This window comes from Paradesertivirga mongoliensis (assembly GCF_024436395.1).
GTDB lineage: Bacteria > Bacteroidota > Bacteroidia > Sphingobacteriales > Sphingobacteriaceae > Paradesertivirga > Paradesertivirga mongoliensis.
Genome location: NZ_JAFMZO010000003.1, coordinates 563,628 through 580,641, shown reverse-complemented (window position 1 = coordinate 580,641; position 17,014 = coordinate 563,628). Strand labels below are relative to the sequence as shown.

General features: G+C 43.0%; 18 protein-coding genes. 4 read left to right on the top strand and 14 right to left on the bottom strand.

The features are described 5' to 3' along the window. The first annotated feature begins 98 nt into the window (after positions 1-98). Positions 99-626 carry a DUF3859 domain-containing protein gene (locus tag J3P43_RS13775; protein ID WP_255903368.1) on the top strand — a complete coding sequence of 176 codons (528 nt, stop codon included), beginning with the start codon at positions 99-101 and terminating at the stop codon, positions 624-626. A gap of 95 nt (positions 627-721) precedes the next feature. Beyond that, positions 722-1,033, top strand: coding sequence for a DUF3467 domain-containing protein (locus J3P43_RS13770; protein ID WP_255903366.1), 312 nt, complete (start codon positions 722-724; stop codon positions 1,031-1,033). 112 nt (positions 1,034-1,145) lie between these two features. On the opposite strand, the gene J3P43_RS13765 is transcribed toward J3P43_RS13770, so the two are convergent. The 9 genes from J3P43_RS13765 to J3P43_RS13725 form a co-directional block, all read right to left on the bottom strand. Further along, on the bottom strand, positions 1,146-2,663 hold the full coding sequence (locus J3P43_RS13765) for an NAD(P)(+) transhydrogenase (Re/Si-specific) subunit beta (RefSeq protein WP_255903364.1): 1,518 nt from the start codon (positions 2,661-2,663) through the stop codon (positions 1,146-1,148). A 6-nt stretch (positions 2,664-2,669) separates the two neighbouring features. Further along, entirely contained in the window at positions 2,670-2,978 is a 309-nt protein-coding gene (locus J3P43_RS13760) for an NAD(P) transhydrogenase subunit alpha part 2 (protein ID WP_255903362.1), read from the bottom strand. 5 nt (positions 2,979-2,983) lie between these two features. Next, on the bottom strand, positions 2,984-4,120 hold the full coding sequence (locus tag J3P43_RS13755) for a Re/Si-specific NAD(P)(+) transhydrogenase subunit alpha (RefSeq protein ID WP_255903360.1): 1,137 nt from the start codon (positions 4,118-4,120) through the stop codon (positions 2,984-2,986). Positions 4,121-4,199: 79 nt separating this feature from the next. Further along, positions 4,200-5,102, bottom strand: a complete 903-nt coding sequence (gene miaA, locus J3P43_RS13750; RefSeq protein WP_255903358.1) for a tRNA (adenosine(37)-N6)-dimethylallyltransferase MiaA — start codon at positions 5,100-5,102, stop codon at positions 4,200-4,202. 61 nt (positions 5,103-5,163) lie between these two features. Further along, positions 5,164-5,820: an IS1096 element passenger TnpR family protein gene (locus tag J3P43_RS13745; protein WP_255903356.1), complete on the bottom strand. Its 657-nt coding sequence runs from the start codon at positions 5,818-5,820 to the stop codon at positions 5,164-5,166. 73 nt (positions 5,821-5,893) lie between these two features. Continuing rightward, the gene (locus J3P43_RS13740; protein ID WP_255903353.1) at positions 5,894-7,306 is read right to left on the bottom strand and encodes a CCA tRNA nucleotidyltransferase; all 1,413 of its coding nucleotides are present in this window, start codon (positions 7,304-7,306) and stop codon (positions 5,894-5,896) included. An 83-nt stretch (positions 7,307-7,389) separates the two neighbouring features. Then, the gene (locus tag J3P43_RS13735) at positions 7,390-7,956 is read right to left on the bottom strand and encodes an L-threonylcarbamoyladenylate synthase (RefSeq protein WP_255903351.1); all 567 of its coding nucleotides are present in this window, start codon (positions 7,954-7,956) and stop codon (positions 7,390-7,392) included. Next, positions 7,949-9,064, bottom strand: a complete 1,116-nt coding sequence (locus tag J3P43_RS13730; protein ID WP_255903349.1) for a glycosyltransferase family 4 protein — start codon at positions 9,062-9,064, stop codon at positions 7,949-7,951. Before J3P43_RS13730 ends, J3P43_RS13735 begins: the two co-directional genes overlap by 8 nt. A gap of 229 nt (positions 9,065-9,293) precedes the next feature. Then, positions 9,294-10,112, bottom strand: coding sequence for a 2,3,4,5-tetrahydropyridine-2,6-dicarboxylate N-succinyltransferase (locus J3P43_RS13725; protein ID WP_255903347.1), 819 nt, complete (start codon positions 10,110-10,112; stop codon positions 9,294-9,296). 401 nt (positions 10,113-10,513) lie between these two features. On the opposite strand from J3P43_RS13725, the gene J3P43_RS13720 reads away from it, so the two are divergent. Beyond that, on the top strand, positions 10,514-10,933 hold the full coding sequence (locus tag J3P43_RS13720) for an RNA-binding S4 domain-containing protein (protein WP_255903345.1): 420 nt from the start codon (positions 10,514-10,516) through the stop codon (positions 10,931-10,933). Position 10,934: 1 nt separating this feature from the next. Here the strand turns inward: J3P43_RS13720 and J3P43_RS13715 are convergent, their stop codons facing one another. Both J3P43_RS13715 and J3P43_RS13710 read right to left on the bottom strand, forming a co-directional pair. Next, complete coding sequence (locus tag J3P43_RS13715; protein ID WP_255903343.1) at positions 10,935-11,417, bottom strand: nucleoside deaminase; 483 nt, start codon at positions 11,415-11,417, stop codon at positions 10,935-10,937. Between the two features lie 61 nt (positions 11,418-11,478). Continuing rightward, entirely contained in the window at positions 11,479-12,069 is a 591-nt protein-coding gene (locus J3P43_RS13710; protein ID WP_255903341.1) for an OmpH/Skp family outer membrane protein, read from the bottom strand. A gap of 195 nt (positions 12,070-12,264) precedes the next feature. On the opposite strand from J3P43_RS13710, the gene gyrB reads away from it, so the two are divergent. After that, positions 12,265-14,226 (top strand): DNA topoisomerase (ATP-hydrolyzing) subunit B, encoded by a 1,962-nt coding sequence (gene gyrB / locus J3P43_RS13705; RefSeq protein ID WP_255903339.1) that lies wholly within the window; start codon positions 12,265-12,267, stop codon positions 14,224-14,226. Between the two features lie 60 nt (positions 14,227-14,286). Here the strand turns inward: gyrB and J3P43_RS13700 are convergent, their stop codons facing one another. Genes J3P43_RS13700 through J3P43_RS13690 form a run of 3 tightly spaced genes read right to left on the bottom strand, consistent with a single transcriptional unit; the run spans position 14,287 to position 16,993 of the window. Further along, positions 14,287-15,222, bottom strand: coding sequence for a hypothetical protein (locus J3P43_RS13700; RefSeq protein ID WP_255903337.1), 936 nt, complete (start codon positions 15,220-15,222; stop codon positions 14,287-14,289). Further along, complete coding sequence (locus J3P43_RS13695) at positions 15,219-16,106, bottom strand: hypothetical protein (RefSeq protein ID WP_255903335.1); 888 nt, start codon at positions 16,104-16,106, stop codon at positions 15,219-15,221. The genes J3P43_RS13700 and J3P43_RS13695 overlap by 4 nt, the downstream gene beginning before the upstream one ends. A gap of 14 nt (positions 16,107-16,120) precedes the next feature. Further along, entirely contained in the window at positions 16,121-16,993 is an 873-nt protein-coding gene (locus tag J3P43_RS13690; RefSeq protein WP_255903332.1) for a hypothetical protein, read from the bottom strand. Positions 16,994-17,014 lie beyond the last annotated feature (21 nt).

Here is a 17,014-nt window from a genome sequence, read left to right as displayed (position 1 = left end):
CTTTGTTGTCGTTTATCTGCACAACGGCATGATTCTGCTCGTATAGAATTGCTGTTCTTCCTATCATGCCATTCCAAAATTTCCCTTACATTTAAGTTATGAAACCTATCACTAAAACCTTAGTCACCTTAGTTCTCTTTCTTTTGACCAGCGTTTCGCTTCAGGCGACGAGCACAGATTCTATTACTGCCGATGGTGCCAGCTTTGTGTTACGGGAAATTCGTTACGGGCGCATTGAGGCGGAGCGGGTAGCCAGGATACCCAACGGAGCTTCGCCTACCGGTACAAGTGGCGTGCTGAGGAAATACGAATTTATGTCGCTTACCGATACGATACCGGCAAAGCTAAATGTTAGCTTCGGTGCTGAGCTCATTTTGGAATCGCCGGAATTTTTAATGGTTCCCCTGAAGGTAGTATGGAAGTTTCCAACCGATATAGTCAACCCTATGAATAAGAAATACCACCAGGTATCATCAATGTCGCAGGGAGTAACAAATAATTTAATGTTTTTTAGTTACCGCTTTGATGAGGATTATGAAGTGAAATCCGGCATCTGGGAGCTCGAAGTTTATCATAATAACAAGCTCCTTTACAGCAGGCAGTTCTTTTTGGTGAGGGATATTTAGAGTTGAGCCTCTGGTCGGCTGAGTATTGTAAGCAGATATATAAAACTATTATCCCCGCGCAGCTCTTTTCATAGAGGAATTTTTATTTTTACATTATGGAAGAACAGAATTTAGACGGACAACTTAATATAGAGCTATCTGAGGAGATTGCTGAAGGTATATATTCTAACCTGGCAATCATCACCCATTCAAATACCGAATTTGTGGTCGATTTTATACGCGTAATGCCGGGCGTTCCTAAAGCCCGGGTTAAATCCAGAATCGTGTTGACGCCTGAGCATGCAAAAAGATTAGCAAGAGCGCTTGAAGATAATATTGAGAAGTTTGAAGCCGTAAACGGACGGATAAAAGTAATGGATGAAGGTGCAATTCCGATGAATTTTGGCGGGCCGACTGCGCAAGCTTAGCTGTCGCGACATAAAATTCCAACCCCTTTTAAAAAGCTCTGAGGATGTCTACGAAGATACACAGGCCTGAAGATATCTATTTAGCGCCTTAGTGTCTTCGTGGCCAAAAAAATCATACCGCCTTGATTTCCGTACATAAATCCTGCAATACCTTTTTTGCATCCCCAAAAAGCATGCTTGTCTTGGGTTGAAAAAATAATTCGTTTTCTATCCCGGCATAACCGGGCTTCATGCTTCTTTTATTGACTATTACCATTTTTGAAAGCTCAACCTCCAGAATAGGCATGCCGTAGATTGGAGAGGCCGGATCTTTTTTGGCGGCCGGATTTACCACATCGTTAGCTCCCAATATTAGCACCACGTCGCAGGTTTTAAACTCATCATTGGCCTGTTCCATCTCCAGAAGCTTTTCATAATTCACGTCAGCTTCGGCAAGCAAAACATTCATATGCCCGGGCATGCGGCCTGCAACCGGGTGGATGGCGTATTTCACTTCCACTCCTTTATCTTCCAGGATTGATTCGAGCTCGTTGCAAATGTGCTGGGCCTGTGCTACGGCCAATCCGTATCCCGGCACAATCATCACTTTTTTGGCATAGCTCATTACCATTGCGGCATCGCTCAGGCTTACTTCTTTAAAATGACCTTGCTCTGCCGAGGCAGCTGCACCCGCTGCATCGCCGCCAAACGACCCGACAATCACGTTTAGCAAGCTTCGGTTCATAGCTTTACACATCAGGATAGTTAGGAGAGTACCCGCCGCTCCAACCAGAATGCCACCTGTGAGCATGGCCTGGTTGTTATATACAAATCCCGCGCAAGCGGCTGCAACGCCGGTAAATGAGTTAAGGAGAGATATGACCACAGGCATGTCGGCCCCGCCGATTGGGAACACGAACAGTACGCCGTATATCAGCGAAAGTGCGAGGATGCCATAAAATAAGTAGATATGAAGATTAGAGATGTATTGAAACGTTTGTGATATCGCATTAAGCGGATCAATACTTTCTGTGCTTACATACGATACGGAAGGAGTGATGCCGACCAGGATTACTACCGACGAAACTAATACGATCAGCAATAGCATGTTAAGAGCCCGCTGTCCTTTGAAGACCCTGTCTTTAACTACTCCTCTCAACTTTCCCCATGCTATGATGCTTCCGGAAAAGGAAATACTGCCGATTACCAGACCAGAGGTAATAGCGAGGATTGAGAGCGTACTAAGCTTGTGGGTTAAATAAAGTACGTCGTTTGGCGAGGGGGTAGCCGTGAACTGGTAATGATAGAATTCAATTACGGAAATAAGCATTGCACAAGCTCCACCCATTCCATTAAAAAGGCTGACCAATTCTGGCATTGCTGTCATTTGGATTTTTTTTGCCGACACAAATCCAATAGCCGATCCGATAAATAAGGCAGCGAATATCAGCGGGAGGTTGTGCAGGTGAGCTGATTCTCCGTCCACACGGTGTTCAAACAAAAAGATAGTGCCGAAAATGCTGATGGCCATGCCGAGAGCCGCCACCAGATTCCCCTTCCGGGCAGTAGTGGGATGGGATAACATTTTTAATCCTAAAATGAAGGTTACGGAAGCGATTAAATAACAAAGTGTTAGTATATGAATTCCCATGTCGGACTATTTCTTTTTCTTAAACATCTCAAGCATTCGGTCGGTTACCACGAAGCCGCCCACCACATTGAGGGTTCCTAATAAAACTGCCAGGAAACCCAATATCAGGGCCGGGTAATTATCTGGCTGTGCCTGTCCGGTTACGATGATAGCGCCAATCACTACTACTCCGTGAATAGCATTGGCGCCGCTCATTAGCGGGGTATGCAATACACTTGGAACCCTGCCGATCACTTCAATGCCCAAAAAGACAGACAAGATTACTATATAGATAATTTCGACATGTTGATGGAAGAAGTCTAAGAATGTGTGCATATGTTTTACTTATTAGGAAAGATACCGATCAGTTCTGAAACTCGCTTATTTACTATTTTGCCCTCGTGTACTATGCAAGTACCTTTAACCAGATCGTCTTCAAAATTCAAATTAAGATTTCCTTCTGCGTCTGTCAGCAACTGTAAGAAATTAACGATGTTCTTTCCGTATAACTTACTCGCATCACTTGGCAGGGTTGACGCAAGTTTCGAATCGCCAACAATACTAACACCCTGGTGGATCACAGTTTGATCATTTCGAGTAAGTTCTGTGTTACCGCCTGTTACCGCAGCCAGATCGATAATCACAGATCCGTTTTTCATGGCCTCAATCATCTCTGTCGTGATAAGAACCGGAGCTTTCTTACCCGGAATTTGCGCTGTAGTTATGATGATATCTGCCTTTGCAACGTGTTCAGCTATTTTAGCCTTTTGACGCTGCATAAATTCTTCGGTTTGCTCTACAGCATATCCGCCAGCGCTGCCCGGATCGGCCGCACCCTCTACTTCCACGAATTTTGCTCCAAGGCTCATTACCTCTTCCCTTACCGCAGGGCGGGTGTCAAATACTTCCACTATCGCTCCAAGTCTTCTGCCGGTGGCTATAGCCTGAAGTCCGGCTACTCCCGCACCCAGTATCAGCATCTTTGCAGGAGGGATACTCCCGGCCGCTGTCATAAACATTGGAAAATATTTCGGATAAAGGTTTGCCGCGGTAAGCACGGCTTTATAGCCCGCAATGTTAGCCTGGCTGCTCAATACGTCCATGCTCTGGGCTCTCGTTGTTCTCGGAATCATATCGATGCTAAATACCGTTGTATTCTGTGATGCAAAAGTTTGCATTAGCCGATAGTTAAACAAGGGCTGGAAAACCCCTAAAATGGTTTTGTTCTCCATGCTCTGTAAATCGGATGAAGCGGGCGGGTTAATACAAAGTATGATTTGTGATGCGTTTACAACAGTTTGCCGCTTACCAATAATTGCACCTGCTTCGGCATACTTATCATCATTTGCAAAAGCAGAGCTGCCGGCACCCTCTTCTATGATCACCTCAATGTTCCATTTCGTTAGTATCGCAACATGCTCTGGTAGTAACGATACTCTGGTTTCCGGATTTGGTTCATTTAATACACCGATCGTCATGCTTGTTATGTTAAGGGCCTGAATTAGATCATACAAAGAGAACTTTACTTGATAAGGAAATGTTCGCGGAATATTTTGCTTACCGGACCTTGTTTGAAATATAGGAAAATATTTCGTCGGTTTGTTCGGGTTCGAACCAATGGACCTCAGGATCTTTTCTGAACCAGGTGAGCTGACGTTTGGCGAAACGGCGGGTGTTCTGTTTAATACTGTCGATAGCTTCTTCTAAAGATTTTTTGTTATCAAAGAAGTCGAAAATTTCTGTATATCCCACTGTGTTCAATGCGTTGAGATGCCGAAAGGGTATTAAGCGTTCAACTTCGTCCAGCAAACCAGCCTCAACCATCTGGTCAACCCTGTGATTAATCCTGTGGTAAAGGAGCCTCCGTTCGGTATTTAATCCGATCGGAATGATGTTAAATGGCCTTGGTTCGGGCTGATTAGTGCGAAATGATGAGAATGGTTTGCCGGTAGAGATGGAAACTTCAAGCGCCCGGATTAATCGCTGAGGATTACTCAGATCGACCTGTTCATAATAATCCGGGTCCAGAACCCGAAGTTTTTCCTGTAAGGCTAAGATTCCTTCTCCGGTGAATAAGTCGTTTAGTTCCTGTCGTACAGCAGGGGGGGCTTTGGGAAGTGCGTCAAACCCCTGGGTGACTGCTTTTATAAATAATCCGGAGCCGCCCACCAACACAGCAAGCGAATGTGTTTTGAAAATCTGGTTTATCACCTCCAGCGCTTCGGTTTCATAGTCGCCTACCGTGATCTCATCTGTAACAGAATGCGAATTAATAAAATGATGTTTTACACTATCGAGTTCGGCTTGAGATGGTTTCGCTGTGCCAATTTCCATTTCGCGATAAAACTGACGCGAATCGGCCGATACGACTTCGGTTTGATAGTGTTGGGCAAGCTTTATTGCGAGTGCTGTTTTTCCAATCGCCGTTGGACCTGCGATAACAATAAGCGTTTTTTGCATCAAGTGTAAACCGATTTTAGGCAAGTGTAACCGATATTTCTACCGGTTACGAAGATAAAGATTAATAATCTTCTTTGCTGTCGAATTCATCTGCATCGAGGTTTTCATTATCTGAAAACTCATCCATGATGTCATCTTTTTCTTCGCTTTCGGGCTCATCCGGATGGCTTCCAACTACCAGGTTTTCTCCCAGATCTTCGTCTACGCCTTCCATCACTTCTACGTCATCAATCTCATCTGGTTCTTCAATGTCGTTAAGGAAATCGAAGTCGCCTTCCTCGTCTGTTTCAACCGGTATCACCACGCTTCCCGGAGGTTTTGGAGCCTCACCGTTACTGCGTACCAAGGTTGGGTATTCTTTGCCTTTTTCTTCGTCAAGAATTTTGATCAATTCAACATGGAAGTCGTAGGGGCGTTCAAAATTATAGGTATAATAAAATTTTTGATGCGGGTCGTCAATAAACTTGTACAATTTAGTGCCTGTCATCAACGCCACTCCGGCATCGGCTTTTCGTTGGTTAGGTAAAAAGGCTATCTCCTCTGCTTTGATCCAATGGTCGTTACTTACATAAAATGATGATGATTTGTCGGAATTGTAGCCCGTTGTACGATGGATAGCGTGATGCAGATCTTCAAATGTTTGAGTTGATTTGATGTCTATCTCACGTATAACATCGTCGTAATCTTCAAAGGAAACCTTGAATCTATAAATAGCCATGTTTAATTTTTAATGTTGCTGTTATAATTTGGCGTAACGATAACGCCCTTTTACTAATAATGTTTGCTTAAGGTTATTTAAAATTGACAATTGGTTTTAAGCCTATTTCTTTCGCCTTTTTAATCATAAAATGAAAGGCTTCTTCTCTCGAATTCTTTATCTCACCCTCAAGTATTGCTTCTCTGATCTGGTTTTTGATCATGCCGACTTCGCGGCCGGCAGGTATGCCAAATGTTTCCATGATGTCTTCGCCGGTAACGGGAGGCTGCCAGTTCCGTATCTTGTCGCGCTCCTCTACGTCTTTTAATTTTTGCTTTACAAGCTCAAAATTCTGCCGGTATTTTTTCTTTTTATAATCATTTTTAGTAGTTACATCGGCATGGCATAGCAGCATAAGGCTTTCTATATCGTCTCCTGCATCAAATAATAATCTTCTTACGGCCGAATCTGTAACAATTTCCTGTGCCAGCACAATGGGGCGCAGGTGTAGCTGCACGAGCTTTTGTACAAACTTCATTTTTTCATTCAGCGGAAGCTTAAGCTGGGCGAAAATTTTTGGAACCATTCTCGCACCTTTATCCTCATGCCCGTGGAAGGTCCATCCGTGGCCGGGTTCGAAACGCCTGGTGGCAGGCTTGGCAATGTCGTGTAATATAGCTGACCATCGAAGCCAGAGGTCACCTGTAATTTCGGCGATGTTATCGAGCACTTCGAGTGTGTGATAGAAATTATCTTTATGTCCTCTACCGTTTATATACTCTACCCCGTACAAATCTACCATTTGAGGAAAAACCAATTTCAACAGGCCGGTATCAAACAGGTAATTAAAGCCCACTGAAGGCTTTGGAGAAAGAATAATTTTATTCAGTTCGTCGGTAATTCGCTCTTTTGAAACTATTTTGATCCGTTCGGCATTTTTGTTAATTGCCTCAATGGCAATCTGGTCAATTTTGAACCCTAACTGGCTCGCAAAGCGAACTGCTCGCATCATTCTTAAGGGGTCGTCTGAAAAAGTTTCGTTAGGATTGAGCGGGGTGCGAATCAGTTTGCTTTCAAGGTCTTCGATCCCTTTAAATGGATCGAGCAGCTCGCCGAAGGTTTTTCCATTAAGACTTAAAGCCATGGCGTTGATCGTGAAGTCGCGACGCTTCTGGTCGTCTTGCAAAGTGCCGTCTTCTACCAGCGGCTTTCTCGAATCTGCCCGGTATGATTCTTTTCTGGCGCCAACAAATTCAATTTCGAGATCTCGGTGCCTTAACATGGCGGTTCCGAAGTTTTTAAAAACGGCTACCTGAGTCTTTAATTTTGTACCTGCTTTTTCGGCAAAAGTAATGCCGTTACCGATTACCAGAATATCTATGTCTTTTGATGATCGCTCAAGAAATATATCACGTACAAAGCCTCCAATTACATAAATTTCAGTATCTAATTCGTCGGCCAGTTGTCCCAGCTTTTTAAATACCGGATGTTGAAGGTGTTGTTTCATTAATTTCGGGTTTCGCCCAAGTGGATTCAAAAATCAACGCAAAAATACTTATTTTAATCATGCAGAGCCAGATGGAGGTCCTGTTATCTTCTAATAAAGCTAAACTGGCCATTTGCTTCCAGTTTCATAATGGTTGATGGTTGGCTTTTAGAGTTCTTGTCTTGTTCAAAATCAACTACATAGTCTACGCCATCCAGTATGGCCCCACTTATTTCAGAAAAGGTTGCCGGTGAGTTTTCTCCGCTCAGATTGGCTGATGTTGATACAATTGGTTTGCGAAAACGCTGGATTAGCTGCTGGCAAAAAGGATGCTTGGCTATTCTGATGCCCACACTGCTATCTGCATTTACTACATTTTTCGCAAGGTTCTTTGCTCCCGAAAAAACGATGGTCAGCGGGTTTTCGGCGTATTCTATCAGGTCATAGGCAATTTCGGGGACCTCAGAAACGTAGCTGTCTAATCTGTTTTCGTTATCCAGAAGGATAATCAGACTTTTGTTTTCGGGTCTTCCCTTCAGTTTTAGAATTTTTGCGACAGCTGATTCGTTCGTGGCATCGCAGCCGATCCCCCAAATAGTATCTGTTGGATAAAGAATAATTCCGCCTGCCTGTATAATATCAAAGGCCTTGTTTACCTCGTCTCTAAGCATGATTTAAAACTTTTTTGTATACCTCCATGAGCTTTTTTGCTAATTCTGCCTCAGAGAACTTCTTAACATATTCATATCCAGCTTCTACCATCTCAGCACTTTTAGAAGGGTTATTTAAAATTGAATTAATTGTCCAGGATAGCTGTACATCATCTTTCGGATGGATGTAACAGCTTTTTGGTCCACCTGCTTCTTCGAGGCAAGAACCCGTGGCCGCTATAACAGGGACCCCCGAATAAAGCGCTTCAATAACCGGAATTCCAAACCCCTCGAATTCTGAAGGATATACAAAAATTCTTGCCTGCTGATAAATAGCCGGCAGATCTTCTACCGGTACATTCTTCAAGAAGATCACCCGGTTTTCGAGTTTATGGTTTAAGATATACTCTTTTATTTCTTTAATATAATCCGTCTGCTTGCCTATCACCACTAACTTTACATTCTGTGGGACATTTCTTAAGGCCTTGACAGTAAGGAGCAAATTCTTTCTCTCTTCGATAGTTCCTACCTGCAGCAGGTAGTTATCAGGGAGATTAAATTTTTTGCTGACCCTCTTTTTGTGCTCATCTGATGCAGGATTTTTAAATACATCATTGCATCCCTGGTAAATAACATCTATTTTTTCGGCTGGTGTGCCAAAGTAGCTGATGATGTCTTTTTTGGTCTGTTCGCTTACTGCTATTATGCGGGTGGCTTTCTTACAGGCATAATCGAATTTGTAACGATATATAAACCGGTCCAGGGCGGGATAGAAATCTGGAAACCTCAGAAATATTAAATCGTGTATGGTTACTACCGAAGGAATCTTTGCGCTATAAATCCCAAAGGGTAATTCGTTGCTTAAGCCATGGTATAAAGTGATGTTGTCTTTTTTAAGATTGCGAAGCACGCCGTAACTCCGCCAAAGTGGTGCAAATTTGTATCTGGCGGGATGGCGAAATTTTACTCCTTTAGGGATTTTAAGGTTGTCGGATGCTTTTTTCTTTGAATAAACCCAATATTCATTTTCCGGGAAATGAGTATTTAGCAGATCTAAAATAAACCTGCTGTAGTTACCCAAACCCGTAAAATTTTGAACCACTCGTTTGCCATCAAAGCCAATTCGCATCCTGTAAAGGTAATATGTTTAGAGGAAAGGTGGAAGGGGAGGTTGGTGGGAAAAGGTTAGAGGTAGGAGGGGAAAGGTTAAAGGTTAAAGGTTAAAGGGAAAAGGATATGATCGAAGCGAAAAGGTAAAAGCGAAAAGGTGTGGGTGTCAGGTGTTGAGATGGAGTAGTTTTAGTGCAATGAATCAACGTAAGAGGTTGGTGGACCAAGCCTCTTACGATTGATGTGTGCTATACAGCTACGTTATGTTCGCGCAGGGCGTCGTTTAACGAAGTTTTTTTATCGGTCGACTCTTTACGTTGGCCGATAATTAATGCGCAGGGCACCTGGAATTCACCGGCGGCAAATTTTTTGGTGTATGAGCCAGGTATTACTACCGAACGTGCAGGAACAACGCCCTTGTATTCTACCGGAGTTTCGCCTGTAACATCAATTATTTTGGTCGAAGCAGTAAGGCAAACGTTTGCGCCTAATACCGCTTCGGTTTCAACTCTTACGCCTTCAACAACGATGGCTCTTGAACCTATAAAGCAATTGTCTTCGATGATAACCGGAGCAGCTTGTACCGGTTCTAATACCCCGCCAATGCCTACCCCGCCACTAAGGTGAACGTTTTTGCCTATTTGAGCGCAGGAGCCTACTGTTGCCCAGGTGTCGACCATTGTGCCTTCATCCACGTAAGCGCCGATGTTAACGTACGACGGCATCATAATAACGCCTTTGGCAAGATATGCGCCGTAGCGAGCAGTTGCCTGCGGCACCACCCGAACGCCAAGGTCTTTGAAGTTTGTTTTTAACTTCATCTTGTCGTGAAATACAAAAGGACCCACGCTGATTTCTTCCATATGGCGGATAGGGAAATACAAGATAACTGCTTTTTTAACCCAGTCGTTCACGTGCCAGCGGTTCCCAATAGGATCGGCTACTCTGATCTCGCCTTTATCAAGCATTAATATTACGCTTTCTATGGCCGAAGTATAATCGGGGAAGTTTAATAAGTTGCGGTCTTCCCAGGCTTCTTCAATGCGTTTTTTTAATTCAGGTATCATTTCTAATATTTTTCGCAAAGTAAAGGTTTTCAAAAGAAATATTTAAGTAATGCCCAAGCTTTAGCAAATTAAATAGAAAGAAGAATGAAGCCGAGCTTTACTTTGCTATCGTACTCTTTAGACCTGTCGTTCATCGCCGGGCTCAGATTAAGCATTTATTTACAATACGTATTGGCAGAATCAACTATCAGTTGCTGCATACACCGATTGAATAATTAACATTAATGAGAGCAGGAGGATAAATCGCATAAAATATATTCGGATAAATCTATACTTATAACCTCGAATTGGAAAATGACGTTGCGTGTCTTACGGAAGATATCCTCCAAGCTTTTTTTTTAGGCTTTAAATATAGTTGCGGGTGTTTACATTTGCATAGAGCAAAGCAAGCCTGCAATACCATGGCAGACAAGGAAAAATTACGTATCGATAAATATCTATGGGCAATAAGGGTGTTTAAAACCCGCACTCTGGCAACCGAGGCCTGTAAGGCCGGACGTGTGAAGCTTGAGGGAAACAATATGAAACCTTCTCATGAAGTCAAAATTGGCGGGGTTTATCACGTTTCTAAGGGTATTGAACGCCGCGAAATTAAAGTTACAGACTTATTATTCAATCGTGTTGACGCCAAAAAAGCCGTGAACTATTATGAAGATGTAACTCCGGTAGAAAAAACGCAGGCCTATCAGTCAATGTTTCATTCGCCGCTCTTACGAAGAGACAGGGGGGCGGGGAGGCCTACAAAAAAAGAACGCCGGGATATTGAAGATTTGATGGGAGAGGATTCAGGGCCCATAGCGGACAGCTTTTTCGACGATTAATCTAGTACTGGATTTTAGATTCAGACTCCTGCCAGTGTTCAAATGTTTTAATCGCTTCCTCCCTAAGGAGCTGTGTTGCTGGTAATTTTCGGTCGTCTGGCTGCAAGTCCAGCTCGTTGTAAATAAATTTGTCGTCGAACCCTATTGCTGCTGCATCATCTTTAGTGTTAGCATAATAAACTTTGGATATCCTCGACCAATAGATCGCCCCCAGGCACATAGGGCAGGGCTCGCAACTGGTATAGATTTCACAACCTGTCAAGTCGAAGCTTTTGAGCTTTTTTGAAGCCAGGCGGATTACGGCAACTTCGGCATGGGCAGTGGGATCGTTAGTGGTAGTAACCCGGTTAGCAGAACGTGCCAATACTTTACCGTCTTTAACAATCACAGCGCCAAATGGTCCGCCCAGGCCCTTTTCAACATTCTGTTGCGAGAGAGCTATCGCCATTCTCATGAACTTTTTTTCCTGCTTTGCCTTATCCATACCTTGAAACAATAAAACCTCAACAAATTGCTGAGGTTTTATCAATGGCTAAAATGAAAAATTATTTTTTATCGCTTTTGTACGTGCTATTCAAACCCGCTACCACTTCTTTGGTCACATCCAGGCTTTCATCAGCAAACAAAACGGTAGGGTTCGATTTTGAATAAGTAAGCACCATTTTGTGCCCTTTTTTCTTTGCGTATCCCTTAAGATATTCAGCTACTTTCTCGTATAGTTTTTCGTTTTCGGCTGCAGATTCGTTTGCCAAAGCAGAGCTTGCATTCTGGTTGAAGGCATCTAATTCCTGACGCTTGCGCGCAAGTCTTTGCTCGGTACTGGCACGCTCGTCTGCGCTCATGGTTTGTGCTTTTTGCTGATATTCGGCAATTTCTCTTTGGAAAGCATTTCCTTTAGCGGTTAAGTCGACCTGCGCCTTTTTAGATTTAGATTCCATTTTGCTGCGGATGTCTTTAAAGTAGCTATAATTTTCGAGCAATGAATCAGAGTGTACATACACAATTGGCTCAACGGTTTTGCCGGCTGTAGTAGTGCTGGCAGCAGGCGCAGTTGCGGGTTTGTCCTGGTTACAAGCAACTATAAAACTTGCAGCGGTTAATAAACCAGCTGTTAGTTTAAAAAGATTTTTGTTCATTTTTTGGAGTTAAATTTCAGAGCAAAGATAAACTTTCGAAGTTAATAACAAGCTGCTTTAACCTTACAATGTCAAATTGCACCGAATAGTGAAATAGAGCGATTGAAATCGGTTTCCACACCCCGCATATTTATCCACAAATGCCAGAAATTCGTTCTAAAAAGTTAAATTTGGGATTGTTGTTTAAAATAAAATATGAGCGAAGAAAAAGAAGATAAGTCTAATTATTCCGCGGATAATATTCAGGTTTTAGAAGGACTGGAAGCTGTTAGAAAGCGCCCGTCCATGTATATTGGAGACACTGGTTTCAAAGGGCTCCATCACCTTGTCTACGAGGTTGTAGATAACTCGATCGATGAGGCGCTTGCAGGTTATTGTACTGACATTTTAGTTAAAATACATAAAGGCAATTCTATCTCTGTAGAGGATAACGGAAGGGGTATTCCTACCGCCATGCACACTAAAGAGAAAAAGTCGGCACTCGAAGTAGTAATGACGGTTTTACATGCCGGTGGTAAATTCGATAAGGATACCTACAAAGTTTCGGGCGGATTGCACGGTGTGGGTGTATCCTGCGTAAACGCACTATCAACACATTTAACCGCAACCGTTCACCGCGAAGGACAGATCTTCCGTCAGGAGTACGAATGCGGGAAGCCTCTGTATGATGTCAAAGTAATCGGAGAGACGCAAAGAACTGGTACTATCGTGCATTTTCAGCCTGACGTGACTATCTTCAGTCTCACATCGGAGTATAAATTTGACACTCTGGCTGCACGTTTACGCGAGCTTGCCTACCTTAACAAAGGAATCCGCCTGGTATTGGTTGATGAGCGCGAGGAGCAGGAAGACGGAAGTTTCCTTAAAGAAGAGTTTTACTCTGAAGGCGGACTTAGCGAGTTTGTTAAATATCTGGATGGAACCCGGGTTTCATTGATCCCTGATCCAATTTATGTCGAAGGAATTAAACAGGGTATTCCGGTAGAACTTGCGCTTCAATACAACGAAACCTACGCAGAGAATGTCCATTCTTACGTAAATAACATCAATACCCACGAAGGAGGTACACACGTAGCCGGTTTCAGAAGAGGCTTAACCCGTACTCTGAAATCATACGCCGAAAAATCCGGGCTGCTTAAAAACATGAAAGTCGAAATTACAGGCGACGATTTTCGTGAAGGCTTAACTGCCGTTATATCCGTAAAAGTGCAGGAGCCGCAGTTTGAAGGGCAGACCAAAACCAAGTTAGGAAATAACGAGGTGATGGGTGCTGTAGATATTGCAGTGGGCGAAATCTTAGGGAATTACCTGGAGGAAAATCCGAAAGAAGCTAAGATGATCGTAAACAAGGTTATTTTAGCTGCAACCGCTCGCGCGGCAGCACGTAAAGCCCGCGAAATGGTACAGCGTAAAAGTATCATGGGTGGATCAGGTTTGCCTGGAAAGCTGGCCGACTGTGCTGATAAGGATCCTTCTAAATGTGAGCTGTATCTGGTAGAGGGTGACTCGGCAGGTGGAACGGCGAAGCAGGGAAGGGATAGAAACTTTCAGGCCATTTTACCTTTAAAGGGTAAGATCCTGAACGTAGAGAAAGCGATGGAACATAAGATCTATGAGAACGACGAGATCAAGAACATGTTTACGGCGCTTGGTGTAAGTATCGGTACTGCCGAGGATAATAAGGCTTTAAATATCGAAAAACTTCGATATCATCGCGTCATCATCATGACGGATGCTGACGTCGATGGCTCACACATTACTACTTTGATTCTCACGTTCTTTTTCCGTTATATGAAGGAATTGATCGAATCGGGATATGTGTATATCGCAGCTCCTCCGTTGTATCTGGTTAAGAAGGGTAAAGAGTTTGAATACGCCTGGAACGATGTTCAGCGTGATCAGGCAGTTCAGCGCTTAAAAGGCTCTGGTAAAGAAGACAGCGTGCACATTCAGCGATACAAAGGTTTGGGAGAGATGAACGCAGAACAGTTATGGGATACGACATTAAATCCGGAGACCAGAACACTTCGTCAGGTGAGCATCGAAAATGCTGCCGATTGTGATCATATTTTTTCAATGCTTATGGGCGATGAAGTGGCACCGCGCCGTGAGTTTATTGAGAAGAATGCAAAATATGCCAGAAGGATTGACGTGTAGTCGAAACTGAAAAAGAAACAATAAAACCCGGCATCGACCGGGTTTTATTGTTTAAGAAAACTAAAGGCTTGCGGTTACCTTTACCACTTTCTTCTTTTGCTTTGTTTGCGCGCGCTGATGCTCTGGCACGACTTCAGGTTGTGAAGGATTCGCTGCCAGTGGTTTATAGTTAAGGTACACTACGGCGCTTGTTTGCTTTGACGAAATGATATTGACCTGTTGCCTGGAATGGCCATCATCTATGATCATCACGCAAGTGTTCGGGGGGACTTTTCCCAGGTTATCTGCGTAGACGATAATTTCATTGAGGCCGTGTAGTTTGGTAAAGGAAATAGTCTTCCTATACACTCTGTTTGTAATCCGTCGTTTAGAAATTACCTCATCGCGATTGGCGTATACCGTTACCGTGTCATTATCCTCTTTCAAATAGTCGCGCAGTTCAATTTTCACAGTGGGCTTTGTAATATTTAATACGAAAGGTTTTGTCAGGGTAGTGCCTTTAAACAAGATCCCGTTACTTTTGTCTTCCTTGATCTTGGTCATCAGGTGTTCAGGGAAATCGGTGTCTTCTTTCTCTGAAACATACTTTTTCAGCACCACATCCTCAACCGGACACATTCCTTTTAGCGTTTTCCATGTACCTTTTAGATATTCAGTGCCACTTTGCTTTGAGTAATTTACATTAGCAAACTTGGTACATAAATTATGTTTGGGTAGCTCATATTCGCCAAGGGCAAGCTCGGTGATTTTTAAATTTCCCTGGTCAATAGTGCCGATAAAGTCGAAGATCCCATAAAAAACGAAAAAGTAGTTATTGTAGATATAAGCCCTGCCTGTAATGATATGGCCTTCCTGGCTCTTAACATCAAGTGCGTAAGATGATTTGTTGACTAGTCCGTCTCCGGTGAGATATCCGTGCCAGATTCCTTTGTAGTTCTGAGCCCGGGCTGAGAATACAGCGAATATAAAAAAGGCTATAAGTAAGATTTTTTTCATCTCGGATTATATTTAAGGTATATGGCTACGCTTTTCTGAAGGGTGGACTCTATGAGTAAGTTATGTGTTTTCCTGCCATCAGATATAACAAGGTTTGATGTGTTAGGTGGAATTGTTCCGAGATTATTGGCATACATAATCAGTTCGTTAACAGCTAAGTCTGAATTTAGCAAAATTATAAAGGTATGTGCTTTCTTTTTAATATTTACTTTGTTGAAAAGCGGCTGACGGTTGAAGAAAATGCTTACGGTATCATTGTCTTCCTTAAGGTAATCTTTTAGCTCAAGTTTCAGAATCTTGTTACTTACATCCACAACCAATGGCTTTGACAGGGTGGTTTTCCTGAATCCGGGTTCGGTGCCATATCGTTTAATCGCTTTTAATACATATTCCGGAACTCCTGCTGTGTTTTGCTCGTCGAGCCGCGTTAAGGATATCTTTCCAGGCAGGCAGTTAGGCGTTTCGCTTGTCCAGTTGCCTGATAATGATTCCTGCCCGTCAGACTGTTTATATTGGAGTTTGCTCAGCTTGAAACAGAGATAATACTGAGAAGTAGGCAGGCGGCCATCAATGATCTGTATATCATTTATCGTAATAGTTCCCTTTTCGATAGTGCCAAAAAATTGCTGAACACCATAAGCATATGCAAAGAGGTTCGGTTTGTATAATAGCGCTTTTCCGCTAACTATTCCGTCTTTATGCTCTTCAATGCTTATCATATAGTCTGCACCAGCCTCATGATTATCAGTAGTTATACGACCATTCCATATTCCTCTTAAATCTGTCTGGCACAGGCTCTGTGAAGAAATAAGCAGCATGAGGCTTAGCAAAATGCCATTAGCCTGCATTTTAATTTTTTGAACCTTATTGTTGTCGTCCAACATCTTGCTGGTAACTATTAGGGTTTATATTTAAGATATATTGCAGCGCTCTTCTGTTTATCTGATTCTATCATGAGGCGATGTGTATTAGCCCCGTCAACGATCAGAAGTTGTGATGTGTTAGGTGGGATGCGGCCCAGATTCTCGGCGAAAAGAATAATTTCATTTAATTCTAGCCGGCTGTCCAGATTTATGTTTAACCTCACCTGTTTCTTTGAAATACGCTGTTTGTTTGCAACAATATCCCGGTTAAAATATATCGAGACGGTATCGTTGTCAACATTCATGTAATCATTTATCCGAAGCTCGAGGCTTCTGTTGCGTACCTCAATTTCTTTTACTGTTTTTAGCGAGGTATTTAGAAAGACGGGAGTAAAGTTGGGTAGCACGGAAAGATTGGGGGGGCTGTTGATTGCCAGTTGCACGGCAGAAGGGTCGTGCAGATAGGCGTTTAATGCCGTTTTTGTTTTCGACAATACAATTTGGGCCGGGATGCAAACAGAGTCGTCCAGGGTAACGCCGGTGCCTCTGCCTAACAGAAATTCATCCTGCCCGACTTTATGGTATTTCAGGGTAAAAGATTTTATGCAAATATCCCAGCCTGGTGGCCTTTTAGAACGGTAGATATAATTCTCGCTTTCCTCAAGCTTAATGCTATCACCTAAAAGAAATCCGAACAGCCCTATCCGGATATCACTAGTATCTTTAATGAAGGTGTATGATTCTCCGGAAATTTTTTTTCTGTGACTTAGCTCAAGCTCGAAATTGCAGATCTGGCAAAGCTCACCTGGCCCCTGGATAATTTTCCCATACCATTTTCCGCTAATATTTTGCCCCCAGCATACGCTGTGTAACAGAAGAGAAGAAAAGAGGAAAAGCGATGCTTTCATTTTCCGGCTGAGGTCTAAGGT